This is a genomic window from Pseudotamlana agarivorans (genome assembly GCF_001642835.1).
GTDB lineage: Bacteria > Bacteroidota > Bacteroidia > Flavobacteriales > Flavobacteriaceae > Pseudotamlana > Pseudotamlana agarivorans.
In genome coordinates this window covers 57,081-77,096 of record NZ_LXEI01000004.1, presented here as the reverse complement: position 1 = coordinate 77,096, position 20,016 = coordinate 57,081, and the positions used below count along the sequence as shown (strand labels likewise).

The 20,016-nt window shown below is 35.4% G+C and carries 17 protein-coding genes; 12 read left to right on the top strand and 5 right to left on the bottom strand.

Annotated features, from left to right (window positions below; translation table 11 throughout):
• Nucleotide 1: 1 nt before the first annotated feature.
• Nucleotides 2-1,249: a serine hydrolase gene (locus A6I66_RS07420; RefSeq protein ID WP_067147211.1), complete on the top strand. Its 1,248-nt coding sequence runs from the start codon at nt 2-4 to the stop codon at nt 1,247-1,249.
• Nucleotides 1,250-1,371: 122 nt separating this feature from the next.
• Here the strand turns inward: A6I66_RS07420 and A6I66_RS07415 are convergent, their stop codons facing one another.
• Entirely contained in the window at nt 1,372-4,188 is a 2,817-nt protein-coding gene (locus tag A6I66_RS07415) for an Npt1/Npt2 family nucleotide transporter (RefSeq protein ID WP_067147209.1), read from the bottom strand.
• A 10-nt stretch (nt 4,189-4,198) separates the two neighbouring features.
• Complete coding sequence (locus tag A6I66_RS07410; protein WP_245683443.1) at nt 4,199-5,056, bottom strand: serine hydrolase; 858 nt, start codon at nt 5,054-5,056, stop codon at nt 4,199-4,201.
• 243 nt (nt 5,057-5,299) lie between these two features.
• Here A6I66_RS07410 and A6I66_RS07405 point away from each other — a divergent pair, with 243 nt between their 5' ends.
• From A6I66_RS07405 to A6I66_RS07380, 6 genes are all read left to right on the top strand, one after another.
• Nucleotides 5,300-6,112 carry a purine-nucleoside phosphorylase gene (locus A6I66_RS07405; protein ID WP_067147208.1) on the top strand — a complete coding sequence of 271 codons (813 nt, stop codon included), beginning with the start codon at nt 5,300-5,302 and terminating at the stop codon, nt 6,110-6,112.
• A 99-nt stretch (nt 6,113-6,211) separates the two neighbouring features.
• Entirely contained in the window at nt 6,212-7,180 is a 969-nt protein-coding gene (gene arsM, locus A6I66_RS07400; RefSeq protein ID WP_067147207.1) for an arsenosugar biosynthesis arsenite methyltransferase ArsM, read from the top strand.
• Between the two features lie 158 nt (nt 7,181-7,338).
• Nucleotides 7,339-8,241 (top strand): sterol desaturase family protein, encoded by a 903-nt coding sequence (locus A6I66_RS07395; protein ID WP_067147206.1) that lies wholly within the window; start codon nt 7,339-7,341, stop codon nt 8,239-8,241.
• A gap of 4 nt (nt 8,242-8,245) precedes the next feature.
• A complete protein-coding gene (locus A6I66_RS07390; protein ID WP_067147450.1) occupies nt 8,246-8,998 on the top strand; it encodes a DUF547 domain-containing protein in 753 nt (250 codons plus the stop codon).
• Entirely contained in the window at nt 8,991-9,701 is a 711-nt protein-coding gene (locus A6I66_RS07385; RefSeq protein WP_067147205.1) for a TIGR04283 family arsenosugar biosynthesis glycosyltransferase, read from the top strand. Before A6I66_RS07390 ends, A6I66_RS07385 begins: the two co-directional genes overlap by 8 nt.
• Nucleotides 9,702-9,775: 74 nt before the next feature.
• A complete protein-coding gene (locus A6I66_RS07380; RefSeq protein ID WP_067147204.1) occupies nt 9,776-11,290 on the top strand; it encodes a carboxypeptidase-like regulatory domain-containing protein in 1,515 nt (504 codons plus the stop codon).
• Nucleotides 11,291-11,292: 2 nt separating this feature from the next.
• Here A6I66_RS07380 and A6I66_RS07375 read toward each other — a convergent pair whose 3' ends face one another.
• A complete protein-coding gene (locus A6I66_RS07375) occupies nt 11,293-12,027 on the bottom strand; it encodes a metallophosphoesterase family protein (protein ID WP_067147203.1) in 735 nt (244 codons plus the stop codon).
• A 282-nt stretch (nt 12,028-12,309) separates the two neighbouring features.
• Between A6I66_RS07375 and A6I66_RS07370 the strand changes: the two genes are divergently transcribed.
• The 4 genes from A6I66_RS07370 to A6I66_RS07355 all read left to right on the top strand — a co-directional run bounded on the left by A6I66_RS07370 (nt 12,310) and on the right by A6I66_RS07355 (nt 17,767).
• Nucleotides 12,310-13,617, top strand: coding sequence for an NAD(P)/FAD-dependent oxidoreductase (locus A6I66_RS07370; RefSeq protein ID WP_067147201.1), 1,308 nt, complete (start codon nt 12,310-12,312; stop codon nt 13,615-13,617).
• Between the two features lie 9 nt (nt 13,618-13,626).
• The gene (locus A6I66_RS07365) at nt 13,627-15,234 is read left to right on the top strand and encodes a 4Fe-4S binding protein (protein ID WP_067147199.1); all 1,608 of its coding nucleotides are present in this window, start codon (nt 13,627-13,629) and stop codon (nt 15,232-15,234) included.
• A 353-nt stretch (nt 15,235-15,587) separates the two neighbouring features.
• Nucleotides 15,588-16,280, top strand: a complete 693-nt coding sequence (locus A6I66_RS07360) for a glycosyltransferase family 2 protein (RefSeq protein ID WP_067147197.1) — start codon at nt 15,588-15,590, stop codon at nt 16,278-16,280.
• The gene (locus A6I66_RS07355) at nt 16,277-17,767 is read left to right on the top strand and encodes a cellulose synthase family protein (protein WP_067147195.1); all 1,491 of its coding nucleotides are present in this window, start codon (nt 16,277-16,279) and stop codon (nt 17,765-17,767) included. The genes A6I66_RS07360 and A6I66_RS07355 overlap by 4 nt, the downstream gene beginning before the upstream one ends.
• Before the next feature lie 94 nt (nt 17,768-17,861).
• Here A6I66_RS07355 and A6I66_RS07350 read toward each other — a convergent pair whose 3' ends face one another.
• Both A6I66_RS07350 and A6I66_RS07345 read right to left on the bottom strand, forming a co-directional pair.
• Nucleotides 17,862-18,065 (bottom strand): hypothetical protein, encoded by a 204-nt coding sequence (locus A6I66_RS07350; RefSeq protein ID WP_067147193.1) that lies wholly within the window; start codon nt 18,063-18,065, stop codon nt 17,862-17,864.
• Between the two features lie 10 nt (nt 18,066-18,075).
• On the bottom strand, nt 18,076-18,429 hold the full coding sequence (locus tag A6I66_RS07345; protein ID WP_067147191.1) for a DUF2085 domain-containing protein: 354 nt from the start codon (nt 18,427-18,429) through the stop codon (nt 18,076-18,078).
• A gap of 130 nt (nt 18,430-18,559) precedes the next feature.
• On the opposite strand from A6I66_RS07345, the gene A6I66_RS07340 reads away from it, so the two are divergent.
• Complete coding sequence (locus A6I66_RS07340) at nt 18,560-19,993, top strand: mannosyltransferase (protein WP_067147188.1); 1,434 nt, start codon at nt 18,560-18,562, stop codon at nt 19,991-19,993.
• Nucleotides 19,994-20,016 lie beyond the last annotated feature (23 nt).

Here is a 20,016-nt window from a genome sequence, read left to right as displayed (position 1 = left end):
CATGCAAAAACTTTTATTTTTAGGCCTTGGCTTATCTCTTGGCTTTTTAAGCCTAATTTACCCAATTGACGGTTACGAATCGACAGGGATAGCACGATTACTCTATGTGCAAAAAGCCGTAAACAGTGAAAAAGGCTATAGCCGAATTCCTAAAGGAGCGCTTTTAAAACTTGAAGATATTAAACTCAATTTAGTATCCTGTAATGGCGAATCTGTAGAAGATATGCTTGTTGAAGACAAGGCGTTTTCGAATGAAATTCAAAAAGTGATTCCTCACGGCAATTACTCCCTTACCGCTTTAGATATAACCGATCCGAGCAATCTTAAATATGCCGCATACAACGAGAACCATGGCTATCAACCAGGAAGTGTGGGTAAACTTGTTGTTTTGAACGCCTTCTTTTCAGAATTAAAAAAAATATATCCAGATTCATGGGATAAAAGAACCGAATTGATGCGTGATAAACGCGTCGCTTCTGGAATTTTCGGAACTGGAGATCATCATACGATTCCGGTTTATGACATTGAAAAAGATCGTCAAGTAAAACGTAAAGTGGTTGCTAGTGATGTGTTTTCTCTTTACGAATGGTTGGATCATATGGTTTCTGTAAGTAATAATGGTGCAGCTACTGTTGTTTTTAGAGAGGTGATGTTAATGAATCACTTTGGAAAAGATTACCCTAAACTTACCGATGAAGAAGCTTTAAACTATTTTAAAGAAAACCGTCATGACACCCTAACCAACCGTGCTCATCGTGTTATTAATCAACCATTAAGAGATATTGGAATTAGTGAAGACGAATGGAAGCTAGGTGGTATGTTTACCCATGCTTCGGCAAAATACGTAGGAAGAAAAGGTGGAAGTAGCGCCACTCCTAAAGGATTAATGAAATTTTTAGTTGCCTTAGAGCAGGGTAACATTCACGACAAAGAAAGTAGCTTAGAAATGAAGCGTCTTATTTATTTGACAGATAGACGTATTCGTTATGCGCAATCGCCAAAGCTAAAAGAAGCAGCTGTTTACTTTAAATCGGGTAGTTTCTATAAATGTGATCGTGCAAAAAACCCGAGTTGTGGCGACTACCAAGGGAACGTTTTTAACTATATGAATTCGGTTATTATCGTGGAACACCCTAACGGCAAAAAATATATGGTTTGTTTAATGACCAATGTATTAAATAAAAATTCGGCATGGGAACACCTTAATTTAGCTAATAAAATTGACGAGATTATAAACCCTGAGGTTTAATCTCGTCGTAGCATGTTTTACAAGATTAGTAGAGATAATAGATTAAAACCTTCGATGCTCATACTAACAGAAGAACATCATTAAAACCAAGATATTAGCCTTGAGTTAAAATTTAAGTTAGATTAAGACTTATTGGCTTCTAAAATCTGTAACGCCTTAGAACAAATAACGTCATCTTTATGATGGGTTAATTGTTTTAAGGCGTTTTTAAATGGCTTAATATCATCTAAGTGAACCACCAAATTTAACACCGCCTTTTTCACGTCAATGGTTCCATCCTTTAATAGCTTATTGATACAGTTTGTAGCACTTCCTAGGGCTTCTGTTACCTCAGCAAGAGCATTGATTTCTTGTTCTTGAATAAAATGATGCTCTATTATGGGCATTAAATCGGACTTCAAACCAACGCTTAGTAAGTTGTCTAAAAATTCAATAGAATTTACTTTAACACTTTCCGATTCGTCTCTTAACCCAAAATAAGCGATTTCCATATCGTCTTCACTTAGCACTAAAGCTAGCACTTCGAAAACCACATTCATACTACAGTCTAATTCCAGACGTAATAAGCCAATTAGCTGTTCTAGACTAATTTCTAATTCGGCATTATTAGGATCTGACACTAATGTAGACTCCTGAAGTATATTTACAATAGCCAAATGCTCTAGATAATACCCACACTCACTAAGTACGGTTTGGGTAACACGCTCTTTATCTATTTTTATACCACCCTCTTTAAAATGCAAATCAACCATAGTTTTAGCAGCTTCATGTCTAATAAACGGATCACTAGAAAGCGCCAATCGCATTAAAACTTTTAATGAGTCTTGTGTTCTTATAGAAGCAATCGCTTTAGGAAAATGTTTTCTTATATTAATATCGAAAGAATCATAAACATCATGCTCAATAATGTATTTAGGCACATCATTTCCGAAGTTTTTTAATGCGGTAACTACGGCAGGTCGTACAGCATCAATTTCTAATAAAGTTAAAAGGGTTCCTATAAAAGGTTTATAAAGTGATACTCCCGCTGCCTTAACAGCATGATTTAACAAATAATAGTTATCAGACTTTAAATAGTCCGTAATGAAATCGAAAAACTTGGGATTACGAGCATAACCAATGGTCACTAAAAACTCGGCAATTTCTTCTTGAGTATGTTCAATCTCAGAATTTTTAATGGTGATAATTCGACTTTCAATACGCTCAAACAAACTATAATTTTTAACCAATTTTTTATTGTCTATCGCCAACTCTGCCAAACACAAAAGAGCGGCATCTGCTATATAGGGTTTGTTATGATCTAAATATTTCTTGAACAACTTATCTTCATCGATATGGGTATGCAACAGAAGGTACTCCATGGCTTCATAAACCACCTCGGCATCATCGTTAGTTTCAATAAGTTGAGCTACTTTATCCGCGGCAGCGCCATGTTTAAAGAAATAAATTTCTTTTATGGCTGCAGCTTTTACTTCATTGGAAGGATGATCTAGGAGTTTCACTATATGAGGTTTATGTACATCGACAATGGTATCTCCTAGGCTTTCTAACAAGGAAATAATTTCTTGATCGGTTCCTTTATTAAGGATTTTTATAACCGAGGCATGCAGCGATTTTTTAGTAGTTCGCAAACCATCTATATCATGACTCCCTATAGCACTTAAAATATTCTTTTTGAAGGTATCGAAATAAGCCCCTTTTAGTTGATAGATTAAAATAATCCAAACAAACAAAAAGAATAGAATGATGACGGTGATGTAATGCGAATGCAAATCTAATTTCTTTACAACAAAAATAAGCAAGCAACCCGCTATACCTGTAGCGATACTATCGACCACCACATCAATAAAAGATTTTGCTTGTTTTTTGTCTTCATAAGGAATTGGCATAATAGACAACTCGACAGCGGCCTTATTAATAGACTGTTTAAAGCTACCATCCATACCTTTTAGCAGGATAAGCACCCATAATTCAGGAAAGATTAAGAACAATAAACAACCCGCTGCTATCCCCAAGGGAAGTAACAACAAATTTGAGGTAACCCCAAGCCATGCTAAAAGTCGGTTGGTTAAAAACAACTGAATAACCAATGACAACACGTTAAATGTAGAGAACCAAAAACCGAAAAACGACGCCAACTCATCGGGGTCTGATATTTTTATTTGAGCAAAATCACTAAACTGGTAATCGACCAATTTAGCCATAATTACCGATACACCAATCGTTAATGCTAAGTATGTTAAATGTTTAGAGCTCGAAATAACCTTTAATGCAGAATGGTGTTTTTTAGGTGTCGGTTTATGCGTTTTACCTGTTTCTGCATCGGTAGTGTTATGCAATCTATGGTTCCATACCCACATGATTATAGGAATACAAAACAGCAACAGTATAGAAGCTAACAGAATAACATAAATACTTCCAATAGTTTGAGATAAAATGGTTGTTAAATATCCCCCAACAATACCACCAATTATAGCCCCTGCACCAATTAAACCAAACAAACGTTTAGCCTCCCTTGCGTTGTAAATCATGTTAGCAATAATCCAAAATTGGGAGGTTACCACCACTCCAAAAATAGCCACACTCAGATAGTAAGCATATAGTATAAAATCGTTACTCAAATTATTATACAAGATATAGGCTAGTAATAAAAAGCATAAACTGAACCCAACTAAAGAGACTATGGCGATTTTTTTTATGCTAAAAAACTGCAAGGACTTATCATAAAAATAAGCCGTTATAACCGCGGTAAACGCTACTAATAGATAGGCTTTAGGTAATTCTTCGGCACCTAAATGGGATAAAAACAAGGCATTTATTGTTGGCTTAACCAAAAGCAGTACTGTAATCACTAAAAAGATATACAGCTGCATGAACATGGATATCTTAAATTCACCTTCTCGAATATGAAAGGTTTTCTGAAACAGTCTCTTTACCATGTTTTGCAGTTTATTTTGAACAATTTAAGGTATTCGAATTTTTTAGAACTTTTTCTACAGGCTTAACTAAATTTCTAACGATTTGCTCCCCTCTAGGGTCTTCTATTAAAGCCACTAAAATATACCTTCTTTCAGGCCCCCAAACAAGTACTGAATCGGAATGATAATTTTTCCATGATCCCGATTTACGATATAGCTTAGCATTGGGCGCAATATCTCTAAGGGTATACACAAATTTATGCCCCAATTCTGGGTCTTTTAATATTTCTAACATTTCGGCAGAACGCTCAAAGCTTATAAGTTTACCAAAAACCAGATGGTAATAAAAATTTGCTGCTTGATATGGGGTCGCTGCATGACTTAACCCTTTAATAGGATCTGGATAGCGCTTTCCTGCTGCTGCATACCGTTTTCCGACCCATAACCCGCCTCCTGTCCCTGGATCATATAAAGAATTTCCCGCTTTACGTAATACAGCTTCAATTTTTTTATAACCTACCAAATCGATCATTCTGGTTGACGCAGCGTTGTTTGACTTTGCTATCATAAGTTTTAAATCTTTACGGATTTCTGGAGTATCTTTAACCTCTCCTTTATCGATAGCGTCAATAACCGCATATAAAACAGCAATTTTAGGCAAACTGGCTGCATACATCATGTTATTTCCATTAACTCCAGCATATTTTATGTCGTGATGACTTAAATCGACCACTGCAATAGACATTTTCTTATTGGCTATAAGTGATTTCCATTTTGCATTTCTAGACAGTTCGGCTTTTAAATTCTTCTCTAGAGCCTTACATTTGTTTGTTTTTAATTCTGGCAGTTTGGAGATTTTAATAGGCAACACCTGTTGACCAAAACTCATAGAAACCGTTAGAAAAAAAAACAAGAATAATGCGTGTGTAGTTTTTGAAATTTTCAAAACCATATGGTATGCTTTTAAATTAAGTTGCCAAGATTTAGCGAAAGGCACCTATAACAAATATAAAACAAAAATATGGCTGAAGGTTTAAGCAAACTATAAAACCGTTATTTAAAATAGATCCTATATCAAAACCATTAAAAAATTCTAATTTCAGCTTCTTTTGAAACCTATAAAAACACAATTATGATTAATCAGATAGAAAAAACTACCGAATATTTAATAGAAAAAGGATTTGACAAACCAGAAATCGGCATCATACTAGGTACTGGCTTAGGACAGCTGATTAACCACATCAACATCATTAAAGAAATAAGCTATAACCACATCCCTTATTTTCCAACTGCAACTGTTGAGTTCCATAAAGGCAAATTAATCTACGGAGAACTAGAGGGAAAGAAAGTTATAGTTATGCAAGGCCGATTTCATTTATATGAAGGTTACACGCTTCAGGATGTGACTTACCCAGTACGCATTATGGAAAAACTTGGCATTCATACCTTATTAGTTTCCAATGCGGCCGGAGCTATTAATTTAGACTTTAAAAAAGGGGACATTATGCTTATTGAAGACCACATCAATTTACAAGGCAGTTCACCTCTTGCTTTTAACGGCGTAGAAAAAATGGGCGAACGTTTTGTTGATATGAGCGCTCCTTATGATGCAGAAATAAACACCAAATTTAAAGACATTGCCAAAGCACAAAACATCACATTACATTCTGGTGTATATGCTAGTGTTGTTGGTCCGCAATTAGAAACACGTGCCGAATATCGCATGCTTAAAATTATAGGTGCCGATGCCGTTGGAATGAGTACGGTTCCTGAAATTATTGTGGCCAATCATTTAAAATTAAAAGTGGCTGCCGTGTCAGTTTTAACCGATGAATGCGACCCAGACCACTTAGAACCTGTAAATATTGAGGATATCATCGCCATGGCACATAAAGCCGAACCAGATATGATCACCCTATTTAAAGAGCTTATAAAAAATTTATAAGCGAAAAACAGGTTGAATTTATAATCAAAGCGATTTATTATTCATTTGAAATATTCAACTTTAAATTAAAAGTTTCCCACTTTGGTGGGCATATAAATTATGAGTTATTTAGACACCACACACAACGTTTATAAAGAAGCCGCATTAACCCCAGATGTAGGTTTATGCTGCACCACTAACCCTATTTGGGAATTACCGGGATTAAAAATCCCTAAAATCATGCAGGAGATGAATTACGGTTGTGGTTCTACGGTTCATGCGCGTGATTTATCAAACAACCCAAAAATGCTTTATGTTGGCGTTGGAGGCGGTATGGAATTGCTTCAATTCGCCTATTTTAATCGTCAGAAAAATGGTGTTATAGGTATTGATGTAGTTGATGAAATGCTTGAAGCTTCTAGGAAAAACTTTATTGAAGCTGAAGCCGAAAACCCTTGGTTTAAAAGTGAATTTGTAGCTCTGAAAAAAGGAGACGCCATGAATCTTCCTGTTGAAGATAATAGCATAGACGTTGCCGCACAAAACTGCTTGTTTAATATTTTTAAAGCTGAAGATTTAAAGCAGGCCATTGCTGAAATGTATCGCGTTTTAAAACCACATGGCAAACTGGTAATGAGCGACCCTACTTGCGAACAACCAATGAATGATACCTTACGTAACGACGAGCGCTTGCGTGCCCTATGTTTAAGCGGAAGTTTACCCATTAACGAATACGTAAAAGCATTAACAGATGCTGGCTTTGGCACCATTGAAATTCGTGCTAGAAAACCTTACCGTATTCTCGATCCTAAAAATTATCCTACTGACGAATTAATCTATATCGAATCGATTGAAGTAGCCGCTATAAAAGACCCGATGCCAGAAGATGGCCCATGTGTTTTTACAGGGAAAGCCGCTATTTACTATGGTGAATCCGAGTATTTTGATGATAAAAAAGGTCATGTTTTACTTAAAAATCAGCCTTTAGCCGTTTGTGATAAAACCGCTGCCGCTTTAGCTAATTTAAATAGAGATGATATTTTTATTAGTCAGTCGACTTTTCATTATGATGGTGGTGGATGTTGTTAATTCCTGCGAAAGCAGGAATCTCATAAATTGAAATAAAAAACACCATCGGAAGTAGTAGGCAAACTATTTTTAAATCGTTTTTTGAATTAAAACAAGGTTTACAAAGTTTTTACAACCTCAACAACAATCAAAAAGATCCCCGCCTTCGCGGAAACTGGATGGAAAAATACATTAACATCATAAAAAACGCCTATACTGGTTATTGGAATTACTTAAAACACGAAGTGTTTTTCCCGAGCCACTGGTACAATTATTTTTATGGTTTAATTATAATTTCATTAATCGTATGGGGTTTAGAAATCTTGTTTCCTTGGCGTAAAAACCAATCGATTTTTAGGAAAGACTTTTGGTTGGATACGTTTTATATGTTTTTCAATTTCTTCCTCTTAAACCTTATAGTTTTAATAGCCTTATCCAATACGGCAGCCGAAATCCTGAACGACCTTTTGGGGACTTTGGGGCTATCCCTTTCCAGTTTTCAAATTTTCGATGTTAACCAATTACCAACCTGGTTAGGCTTATTAATTTTCTTTCTGGTTTCCGATTTTATTCAATGGAATACCCATCGCCTATTACACCGTGTCCCATGGTTATGGAATTTTCATAAAGTACATCATTCGGTTAAAGAAATGGGCTTTGCGTCACATTTGCGCTATCATTGGATGGAACCCATTGTATATAAATCGCTACTATATATTCCGTTGGCAGTTATAGGAAACTACAGTTCCAAGGATATTGCTTTCGTATATTTTTTCAGTATTGTTATCGGACACTTAAATCACGCCAATCTAGGCTGGGACTATGGTGTTTTAAAATATATTTTGAACAACCCCAAAATGCACATTTGGCATCATGCGAAATCATTACCAAAACATTTAAAATATGGTATGAACTACGGACTCACACTAAGCATTTGGGACTATCTTTTTAAAACCAAGTACTTACCACATAGTGGAAAAGATATTGAGCTGGGTTTTGAAGGTGATGAAAATTTCCCAAAAGACTTCATCAATCAAGAGATTTACATCAGTGATGCTTCATTGCAAAAAACAAAAAAATAAGCGTATGAAATGGTTCACTTTTTTGGTTTGTTTAGTATCGACAATGGCTTGTTTTTCTTTACAAACCCCAGATATACCCTCTAAAACAAACACGCTTTTAACCGAAAATCAAAATACTTTCGATCATGGTTTATGGCATGATTTACTTCAAAAACATGTATCAAACCAAGGTAAAGTCAATTATAAAGGTTTTATAAAGGATGATAAAAAATTACACGATTACATCAACCAACTTGGTAAAAACACACCTCAACCGGAATGGAGTTGCGAAGAAAAACTAGCCTATTGGATAAACGCTTACAATGCTTTGACCATAGATCTTATTATTAGAAACTACCCTATTGAAAGCATTAAAGACATTAAACACCCGTGGAAACAAAAACTATGGACGTTGGGTGGCGATACTTACAACCTTCATGATATTGAACATAAAATCTTAAGAAAAATGGATGAGCCACGCATACATTTCGCGATTGTGTGTGCCGCAGTATCGTGTCCGAAACTCCAAAACAGCGCCTTTACAGCTTCCAAATTAGAGCTTCAGCTAAATCAAGCGGCTACAGATTTCCTAAATGATTCAACGAAGAACAGCATTTCAGAAAATGACTTAGAACTTTCAAAAATATTCCAGTGGTTTACAAACGATTTCAAACAAAGCGGCACTTTAATCGATTTTATAAACCAATATACAACTGTACCCATTTCCGCGAAAGCGAAAATTCAATTTAAAAGCTATATTTGGAAACTCAATGAGTAAACAAATTTCGATAATCATTCCGGCTTTAAATGAAGCGCCTTTTATCCAGAAGCTATTAAGCCTCCTTTTAGAAAACGCTTCCGCGGAAAATATTGCTGAAATTATAGTGGTTGATGGTGGTAGCACCGATGACACCCCAAAGTTAGTTTCGGCATATACTCAAAAAAAAATACGCTTATTAAATTCTGAAAAAGGCCGTGCCAAGCAGATGAATTATGGAGCCAAACATGTCACGGGCGATATCCTTTATTTTCTACACGCCGATTCATTTCCGCCTAAAAACTTCGACCAACTAATTATTAATGAAGTAGAGAAGGGCCATGCCGCAGGTTGTTTCAGGATGCAATTTGACAGTAACCATTGGTGGTTACAATTAGCAGGTTGGCTCACCCAATTTAACTGGCGGGCTTGTCGTGGTGGCGACCAAAGTCAGTTTATTACTAAATCCCTTTTTGATGAGATTGGTGGCTATGATGAAAATTACATCATTTACGAAGACAATATCTTGATTAATGAACTCTTTGCTAGAAAGCAGTTTGTGGTGATTAATAAACCGTTGCAAACATCGGCTCGTTGCTATAAAAAACATGGCGTTTGGAAACTTCAATATTTGTATTGGACCATTTATGTGAAAAAGTGGTTTGGTGCTTCTGCCCAAGATTTACACGACTATTACAAAAAACATGTAAATGTTAAAACGTAATAAATTTCCTTAATAAAAAATTAAATGTTACAAATGTGTTTGTTATTCGTTATACATTTATAAAAACGAATTTCATGAAACATCTTTATATTTTATTTTTTATAGGTCCTTTTTATCTACAAGCCCAAGAAGCGATACAGGCTAAAATATTAGATTCGGTTTCAAAAAAACCCATTCCATACGCTACAATTTCTGTAAACGAAAAAGCGGGTGTTATTAGTAATGAAAACGGCGATTTTTTACTGTATTTGAATGAAAAACCATCGAAAACCGATTCCTTAAAAATCAGGTCTCTTGGTTATGAAACGAAACAGTATTTGATTGAAGATTTTCAGGATGCCATCATTCTTTTAAGTGAAAAATCCATCGAACTCGAAGAAGTTTTGGTGTCTAATAAAAATTATTCAGCCGAGGAAATCATTGAAAAAATAAACGAAAACTTAGAAAGTAATTACAACCACAACCCTATAAAAAGCAGACTTTTTTATCGAGCTTCTAATTTTAATCATATTTTAAAAAACGACGTAGAGATTAAAAAATCAAGCATTCCCGAACTCAACCAGCAATTTGTAGACAACGTATTATCTGACTTACCTAAAAACGCCGATGATTACACCGAAATTTTAGCTGATATTTACGGTAAATCGGGGATTAAAAGCGAGCAGAAATTAGACATTATTAAAGCATCCCATTTATACGACAAAAGCAATGAGGTGACTTTTGAGGCTTACGAAGAAAAGTTTAATAACATTTTAAAAAAACATATAAAACGCGATTCTTACTTTAAAATAAAATCTGGCTTTTTTGGAACTAAAAGCGATATGGACACAACTTTTTTTGATACCATTGACAACGACCAAGTCGCCAAAACAGACGCCATGCTAGAAGCAGAAAAGAAAAAAGAAAAAGAGCGTAAAGAAAACTTTTTGAAACATAGAAAATCTGCAATATCCGACTTACAGCGCGAAAGCTTTATTTTTGAAGACAGCGATTTTAACTTTCTTAGCAAATCCAACCGTTACGAATTTAAACTAGAAGATTACAGCTTTTTAAACGACAATTTCGTTTATAAAATACGTTTTAACCCTAAACGCAGCGAAGACTACAAAGGTGTTATTTATGTAAATGTTGACGATTTTGCCATTGTACGCTTAGATTATGAAAATGTAAAACCTTTGAAAAAATTTAATTTACTAGGCATTTCATACAGACATTATCTTAAAAAAGGCACCATCATTTACGCCAAAAACAACGAAGGCTCTTACGATTTAAAATACGCCGATAGAGAAGACGGCTCCATTTTCGAGATCGAGCGTCCGTTAAAAATCATTGAAAAAAACAAGAATACAAAAGGCAGAAGAAAGCAAAATGAATTGTCTACTGATGTGCATTTTGAGGTCTCAAATATCGAAAAAAGCGAGTTAATTATTTTTGATAACGATGCACTCACAACTGCTGAATTTGATGCTTTTACCGAAAAACCAAAAGTAAAACCGGTGTACTTACCTGCTTACGACCCCGAATTTTGGAAAGGTTATAATGTTATTGAACCTAACCAAGCCATTAAGGATTTTAAGAGTATAGAGTAAGTCTAACTCTTATTTCTACCTGGTTCGTCTGGATATAAATCGGGTAAGTTATCACTTTGGTAAAACGCCTTAGTATCGATATTTAAAGCTGTTACTTTACCTTTAAAAGCAGCACCTGTATCGATATTCCAAACATTCAGCACATTCATAGGAACGTCAACACCGAAATTTGTAGTAGGCGTATGTCCGATATAAATCTCTTTGTAAAGTTTTAATCGTTTAGGGAAAATGGCATCGTCTTCAGGAATATCGGTCTTCATGGTAAGAGCCATTTCCCAAAGGGTACGATCTAGGTAAAAGTATTCCGGATTAATTTCGGCTTCTACACCTTTAACAGAGGTAAATCCAGCATGAAGAAACAAGCGGTTTTCATCATCTAAATGATACAAAGGCATGTTTTCGAAAAAGTTTAAGTGAATCTGTTTCTCTTCATCAGAAAACCCCTCGTAGCTTTCCATGGTTTCTTTACCACCGTGCATGTACCAAACGGGATTCACTTCTCCAGAACGCAACCAGGCTTCAGTCCAAACATCATGATTTCCTTTTATGCATACACATGTTACTTTTTCGGAAAGTTCGACTAAAAGCTGAATAACTTGAGCGGCTTCACTCCAACCATCAACATAATCACCAACAAAAATAAGTTTATCTTCATCTTTAACTTCAACTTTATTTAACACCTGGGTTAAGGCTCTTAATCCGCCGTGAATATCTCCAATAGCAATGGTACGCTTCATGATTATCTGTTTTCAGCAAAACTAACAGTTTCTTTTTAAAATATTAAATGGAAAGGTTAAGGAAATATTATAATTCCCGTCCTAAGTAAATAGTTTAACGCTTGATTTTTTTTTCATTGATAAAGAAACGAACCAAAAAAATCTCATTTATCAATTTAAACCAGTTCTAAATTGAAGTCCACTTTTAAGTTATTACCTTTATCTACGACCCATAAATCAACTTTAGCATACTAGAGTACGCTTTAAAAGTTTCAAAATACAAAAAACAAGCATTTTTTATCCATGGAAGAACATGTTGTAATTATAGGAAATGGCATAGCGGGCGTTACGGCGGCTAGGCATATTCGTAAATTTTCTAATAAGAAGATTACCATCATTTCTTCGGAAACCGAATATTTTTTCTCCAGAACTGCTTTAATGTACATTTATATGGGCCACATGACTTTTGAGCATACACAGCCTTATGAAAATTGGTTTTGGGAGAAAAACCTCATAGCATTAAAAAAGGCATTTGTTGAAAAGGTTGAAAGCGACACAAAAACGCTGTACTTTAAAAATGGTGAAACTCTAAATTACGACAAACTCATTATAGCCACCGGGAGCAAGCCCAATAAATTTGGTTGGCCAGGGCAAGATTTGGAAGGCGTTATGGGACTGTACCACAAACAAGATTTAGACCTTTTGGAAAAACATGCTCCTAACAACCAAACCTGCAAAAGGGCGGTTATTGTTGGAGGTGGTTTAATTGGCATTGAGCTTGCCGAAATGCTAAATTCTCGAAATATCCCCGTTACTTTTTTAGTGCGAGAAAAAAGTTTCTGGAATGGTATTTTACCGCAAGGTGAAAGTGACATGATTAATCGTCACATTAAAAATCACCATATCGATTTACGACTTGGCACAAACTTAAGGGAAATTATTTCTGATGAAAATGGCCAGGTTAAATCGGTAATTATTGAAGAAACAGGCGAAGAAATCCCTTGTAACGTCGTCGGACTTACCGCTGGTGTTTCACCGAATATCGATTTTGTTAAAGATTCTGATATTGAAACCAACAAAGGCATTAAAGTGAATCGTTTTTTAGAAACCAATATTCCTGATATTTATGCCATTGGCGATTGTGCCGAACAAAAAGAACCCGTAGGCCAACGCCCTCCAGTTGAAGCGGTGTGGTACACAGGGCGTATGATGGGTGAAGCTTTAGCCCAAACCATTTGCGGAAATCGTATGGCTTACAATCCCGGACATTGGTTTAACTCGGCCAAATTTTTAGATATTGAATATCAAACTTATGGCTGGGTTCATGGCAATAAAGGCAAACCTGATTACGAAAAGCATTTCCATTGGAAACATGAGGATGACACCAAATGCATCACGGTAGCTTATGATGAAAATACCAATCAATTTTTAGGCATTAATACTTTTGGTATTCGTATGCGACACGAAACCTTCGACAAATGGCTCACCGAAAAGCGAGATGTTCATTTTGTTATTAATCATTTAGCTGAAGCCAATTTCGACCCTGAATTTTATAAAACCTACGAAGATGAAATCCTTTCAGCTTATGACCAGACCTTGCAAACTGTATAAAATCCCTACATGAACGACAAACAACACCATAGCATTTCGTTAACACCCTCTGAAACGTACAGCCTTTCTACAAAGGAAAAAATCGCCGTTTTTATAGGCGTTGTTGGACTGTTCATTTTAGCACTAGCGCTTTTTAACACCAATTTCCCTAATAAAACGTTGTTTTTAAGTCTGTCCTTGGGTTTAATCACTGCAGGCACCCTACTTTTTTCCCACAGTTTGTACACCACCAAATTGGAGGGTATAAAAAATGATGGTGTTTGGTTTAAGTCTTTAACCTCACGCGGTGTAAGTGCTTGGATTTTGGGCATCGTGTTAACAGGATTTTATTTGGTATTATACTTCTTTCCGCAGTATTTAGGACAAGGAAGTTCGGGAGAAGCTAATAGCGGACTCATAGCCCTTTTCGACCCTTTAAGCTTTCTATTAAGTGGTCGACCAGCGAGCCAATGGTTTGTTTATGGTGCCTTGTACACACTCGCTATTTTAATATTCGGTTATAAGTTTATATTAAAATACCGTCATAATCGGTATCAACAACTACGTACGGTTTCCGTGATGTTTTTTCAGTTGGGCTTCGCCTTTTTGATTCCTGAATTTATGGCCCGATTAAACGAAAGCCCAGAATACAATTTACCTTATTATGATATAAAAAGTATGTGGCCCCTTAACTATTATTTATTTGATCGCTGGTCGGTAAACGGTTTTATAAATTCTGGAAACCTTGGGCTAGCACTTTTAATTTTTGGTATACTTTCCATATTTGTCATTTCGCCTTTTCTTACTTATAAATATGGAAAACGTTGGTACTGCTCATGGGTTTGTGGTTGCGGCGGATTAGCAGAAACAGCTGGGGATCCCTTCAGACAATTAAGCAGTAAAAAATTATCAGCTTGGAAATTAGAACGCTGGTTAATTCATGTTGTTTTAGTTTTTTCGGTGATTATGACGACAGCTGTTATTTACAGTTATTTAGGTCATGATTCTACTAAATATTGGCTTACAAAATCTACTTTCCTAATAGGTGTTGGCGGCTTATTAACCCTTGTATTTGCGTTAACTATGATTTTTAAGCGCCATGAATTGGGTAAAGACGCTAAATATGGTGCTTTAGGTTTCTTTGTTATTATTGCTGCGCTGTTTATCATGCATTACACTGGTACTAGCGAACGTCTGTTCTTTGTAAAATCTAGCGTCCTACGCTCTGCCTACGGCTTGTATATTGGATCTATTTTTTCGGGAGTCATTGGTACGGGCTTCTACCCTATTTTAGGAAACCGTGTTTGGTGCCGATTTGGTTGCCCAATGGCGGCTGTTTTAGGTTTTCAGCAACGGATGTTCTCAAAATTTAGAATTACCACCAATGGCGGACAATGTATATCCTGCGGAAATTGCTCCACCTATTGTGAGATGGGTATCGATGTACGTGCCTATGCTCAAAAAGGCGAAAATATTGTACGTTCAAGTTGTGTGGGCTGCGGTATTTGTGCTGCGGTTTGCCCTAGAGGTGTTTTAAAACTTGAAAACGACAGCATGAAAGGACGTATCAATTCTAATGATATTTTACTCGGGAATGATGTGGATTTGATGGATTATGTGAATGGTAAATCATACTAGTTAATTGTTACACTCATGATTTTTCGAGCATAACTATTATTACGCGGAGATACACTGAGATACACAAAGACACACCAAGGAGTTTCTTCTTAAACAGCTCTGTAAAAACTTTGCGAAAACTCTGTGAATCTCTGTGTTAAAACTTATAATCACACGAAGTTGCACGAAGATACACAAAGACACACCGAGTAATTTCTTCTTGAATAGCTCCGTGAATCCTTGTAAACCTCAGCTTCACTTACAAAATACCTTACAAAAAAAATCAACTAGAATTCAGGAATTTAACAAATAATTAAATTAAAAAATTACCTTTGCGGCAAACTTAACCCAAAACCCAAACCACAACCCTGCAAATGACTCATATTAAAGTCATTATTCCTGCGTACAATGAAGCTGACTCTATCGGCCTTGTTGTGAATGCTATTCCATCTTTAGTTGATGAAATTATTGTGGTAAGCAATAACTCTACGGACAATACTGAAATTAATGCAAAAAAGGCTGGAGCCACTGTATTAACAGAATCCAATAAAGGTTATGGATACGCCTGTTTAAAGGGCATGCAGTACATTGCAGAACAACCTACCAAACCAGATATTGTTGTTTTTTTAGATGGAGACTACAGTGATTACCCCGAAGAATTAAATAAAATTGTAGCTCCAATTATCAATGACAATATTGATTTTGTTGTTGGAGCACGCGATAAAAACCTTAGAGAAAAAGGAGCTATGACCACGCCTCAAATTTTCGGAAACTGGCTGGCCACATCACTAATGGGCTTATTTTTCAATGCAAAATTTACCGACTTAGGTCCGTTTAGAGCGATTAAGTACGACAAACTATTGGCGCTCAATATGGAAGACAAAACTTATGGCTGGACGGTAGAAATGCAACTTAAAGCTTTGAAACACGATTTTTCATACACAGAAGTCCCTCTAAATTACAGAAATAGAATTGGCGTCTCAAAAGTGTCTGGTACGATAAAAGGTGCTATATTTGCAGGCGCAAAAATTCTTGGTTGGATTTTTAAATACAGTATAAAAAAATGATTTTAGAAACCTCAATAATAGTTATTTATAGTATTTCGTTACTGCTTATTTTTATGTATGCATTAGCTCAGCTAAATTTACTTTTTAATTATTTGTCATCAAAAAAGAAGGAAGACACGTCGCCTTTACTTGATTTATCAAATCCAGATGAGGTACCTTTCATTACTATACAGCTGCCCGTTTACAACGAAATGTATGTGATGGAACGCTTGCTTGATAACATTGTGGAACTTGAATATCCTAAAAACAAACTTGAAATTCAAGTTTTAGACGATTCTACTGATGAAACAGTTGTAAGCACTAAAAAGCAAATTGATAGACTTCATGCTACTGGCATTGATATCACTCATATAACTAGAACCGATAGAAAAGGATTTAAGGCCGGAGCCCTAAAAGAAGGCTTAGAAATTGCTAAAGGCGATATTATTGCCATTTTTGATTCTGATTTTCTTCCTAAAAAAGACTGGTTAAAACGTACGGTGCCTTATTTTAAAGATGAAGCCATAGGTGTTGTACAAACACGTTGGGGGCACATCAACAGAAATTACTCTATCTTAACTAAAATACAAGCCTTTGCTTTAGATGCCCATTTTACTCTAGAGCAAGTAGGACGAAATAGTAAAGGGCATTTCATCAACTTTAACGGTACCGCTGGATTATGGCGTAAAACCTGTATTATTGATGCTGGAAACTGGGAAGGTGACACCCTTACTGAAGACTTAGACTTAAGTTACCGTGCCCAATTAAAACACTGGAAATTTAAGTATTTAGAAGACGTAGAAACTCCTGCAGAATTACCAATAGTAATTAGTGCAGCACGTTCGCAGCAATTTAGATGGAATAAAGGAGGCGCTGAAAACTTTAGAAAAATGTTAGGTCGCGTTATTAAAAATTCTGAAATTTCGTCTAAAACCAAAGTACACGGCTTACTACATTTACTTAATAGCACCATGTTTTTAAACGTGCTTATTGTTGGGATTTTAAGTATTCCTATGCTATACATAAAAAACGAATATGCACACTTAAGACCTTACTTTTATGTGATGAGTTTCTTTGTGATGAGTACCATCATCTTTTTTATATGCTATTGGTTTATGTATAAAAACACTTATGGTAGCGGCTTTAAGAATTTCATACGATACATTGGTATGTTTTTCGTCTTTTTCTCAATAGCCATGGGCTTTTCATTACATAACTCCATTGCTGTTGTAGAAGGACATATTGGGAAAAAATCGGAATTTGTACGTACTCCAAAATTCAACATAAGTAAATATAAAGACAGTTGGAAAAGCAATAAGTATCTTGCCAAAAACCTTTCTATTAATGTGATTTTTGAAGGTTTATTAATGCTTTATTTCGCTTTTGGTATGTACAGTGCTTTTGTGGTAGGTAATCAAGGTGGTGACTTCGGATTATTTCCTTTCCACTTGATGCTTTTTATAGGTTTCGGCTATGTATTTTTTAAATCTTTACGATCTAAAGTTTAGAAATAAGTAGTTTCTGTCTATTAAAATATTTGAATAGAAGCACCTAGTGATTCACCAAAGCTTCTATTCAAACAAACTGGTATTCTGTTAAAATCTATCCTCCAAAAACAGTAGCTAAAATCTGAATAACGATACCAACTCCTAGCCCCCATAAGGCAGAATGGCATGCGGCTTTGGATTTATTTGGGCTATCACTTTTGTAAACAAAATAAAGAATAGCCCCAACTATTGGAATTAAAAATGAGATGATTTTTAAAAAAATGTTTAATTCATCTTTTGAATTGTTTTGATCTGTCATAATATTGAATTTAATTGATAAATGTTAGTATTTGGTTTCCTATATAAATCCCAATAATTGAAACTAGAGACATACTCCCTACTCCGCTAATCACTCCAGTTACAAAGCGTCTTTTATTATTACTCATAATATCAAAATAGGCTTGAAGCGCCCCATCCAAATACGTTGGAATCACCATCAATATCGACCAAAGTAAAGGAATTTTAAAAACACCAAAAACCAAAAAAGGAAACACGCAATAGCCTAAATGTATCCCTGTACATCTTGCACAAATAGGAAACTGCCGCCCTTTAAAAAAAAAGGAACGTTCAGGTTTCTGATGGCAAAATGTAAAGTGTAAATGCGATCTATTAGAGTCTACCATGGTAATGATTTCGATGTCCTATTAAAAATAAACAGCGCTTTTAAATGTAGGTAATTATTTCTCTTTAAACAAACCAGAATATTTATTAATAATCCAATTTAAGGAAAACAAATAAACTTATCTTTAACGAATGCTTACAAACACGAGCCTTTTTAAAACGTATAAAACACCAATCTTACTAGTAGTTTCCTGCTTCATATGCTACTGGGCTTTTGCTTATCGTCTCATACGTACCGACTACATCAAACTCATTTCGCTTTATACTGCACTTTTCTTTTTATTTTATAAGTTGATGCAGATGCTGAAGCATAACGAAAAAGCCTTAACCTATTTGGCCTTCGGATTTAGAGCGGTTTTTATTTTGGCCCTCCCTAATTTATCACAAGATTTCTATCGTTTTATTTGGGATGGCCGATTGATTTTAGAAGGTTACAATCCGTATCTTAATACGGTAGATTTTTTTATGAAGCAGGCCGAATTCCCCATTGCTGAAGCTTTAGAGCTTCGAAAAGGCATGGGCGAATTAAATGCTAGTCATTTTTCGAATTACCCACCTTTAAATCAGCTGTGTTTTGCTATAGCAGCACTCTTTTCAAGCAAAAGTATTTTGGGGTCTGTTGTGGTGTTACGTCTTATTATTATTGCTGCAGATTTAGGTACTCTTTACTTCGGAAAAAAAATATTACTTAAATTACAACAACCCACCTGTCTTATATTTTGGTATGTATTAAATCCGTTTATCATCATTGAACTTACTGGAAATTTACATTTTGAAGGGGTGATGATTTTCTTTTTAATTTGGAGCTTATACTTGTTGTTTAGTCAAAAATGGATGTGGGCAGCTGTGGTTTTTTCATTATCCATTTCAGTGAAATTAATGCCACTACTTTTTCTGCCTTTATTTTTCCAATGGTTTTTAAAAGGTGATTTTGAAAAGAAACATCATAATCTAGAATCTTCCAAGAACCCAGATTACCAGAGAACTTCAAGAAGTAAAAACATAGTAAAACTGCTGTGTTTTTATAGTATTATAGGCCTATGCACCATGTTATTATTCCTGCCTTTTTATAATAGTCAATTTATCAATAATTACGCGACCACAGTGGCACTGTGGTTTCAAAAATTTGAATTCAACGCCAGTTTATATTATATCGCTAGAGCGATAGGTTATACCTTTCGAGGCTATAACGAAATTGCTTTTATAGGAAAAACCATAGCGATACTTGTTTTTGCAGTTGTTATGGGCATGGCTTTATTCAGAAAAAACAAAACTTCAGTACAACTTATTACTGCCATGCTTTTCGCACTTTCCTTTTATTATTTTACAGCCACTACTGTGCACCCTTGGTATGTCGCAACATTACTTATACTCTCGGTTTTCACAAAATATAAATTCCCTTCGGTATGGAGTTTTGTTATTATTTTAAGCTATTTGGCTTATGTAAACGTTAATCAATCTGATAAATCGGAGAACTTATGGATCATTTCCTTAGAATACCTTGTAGTGTACGGTTTTTTTATTTGGGAAGTTTTCCTAAAATCAAACAAAAAGCCCGCCGTATAATGGGCGAGCTTTCTTCTTAACTA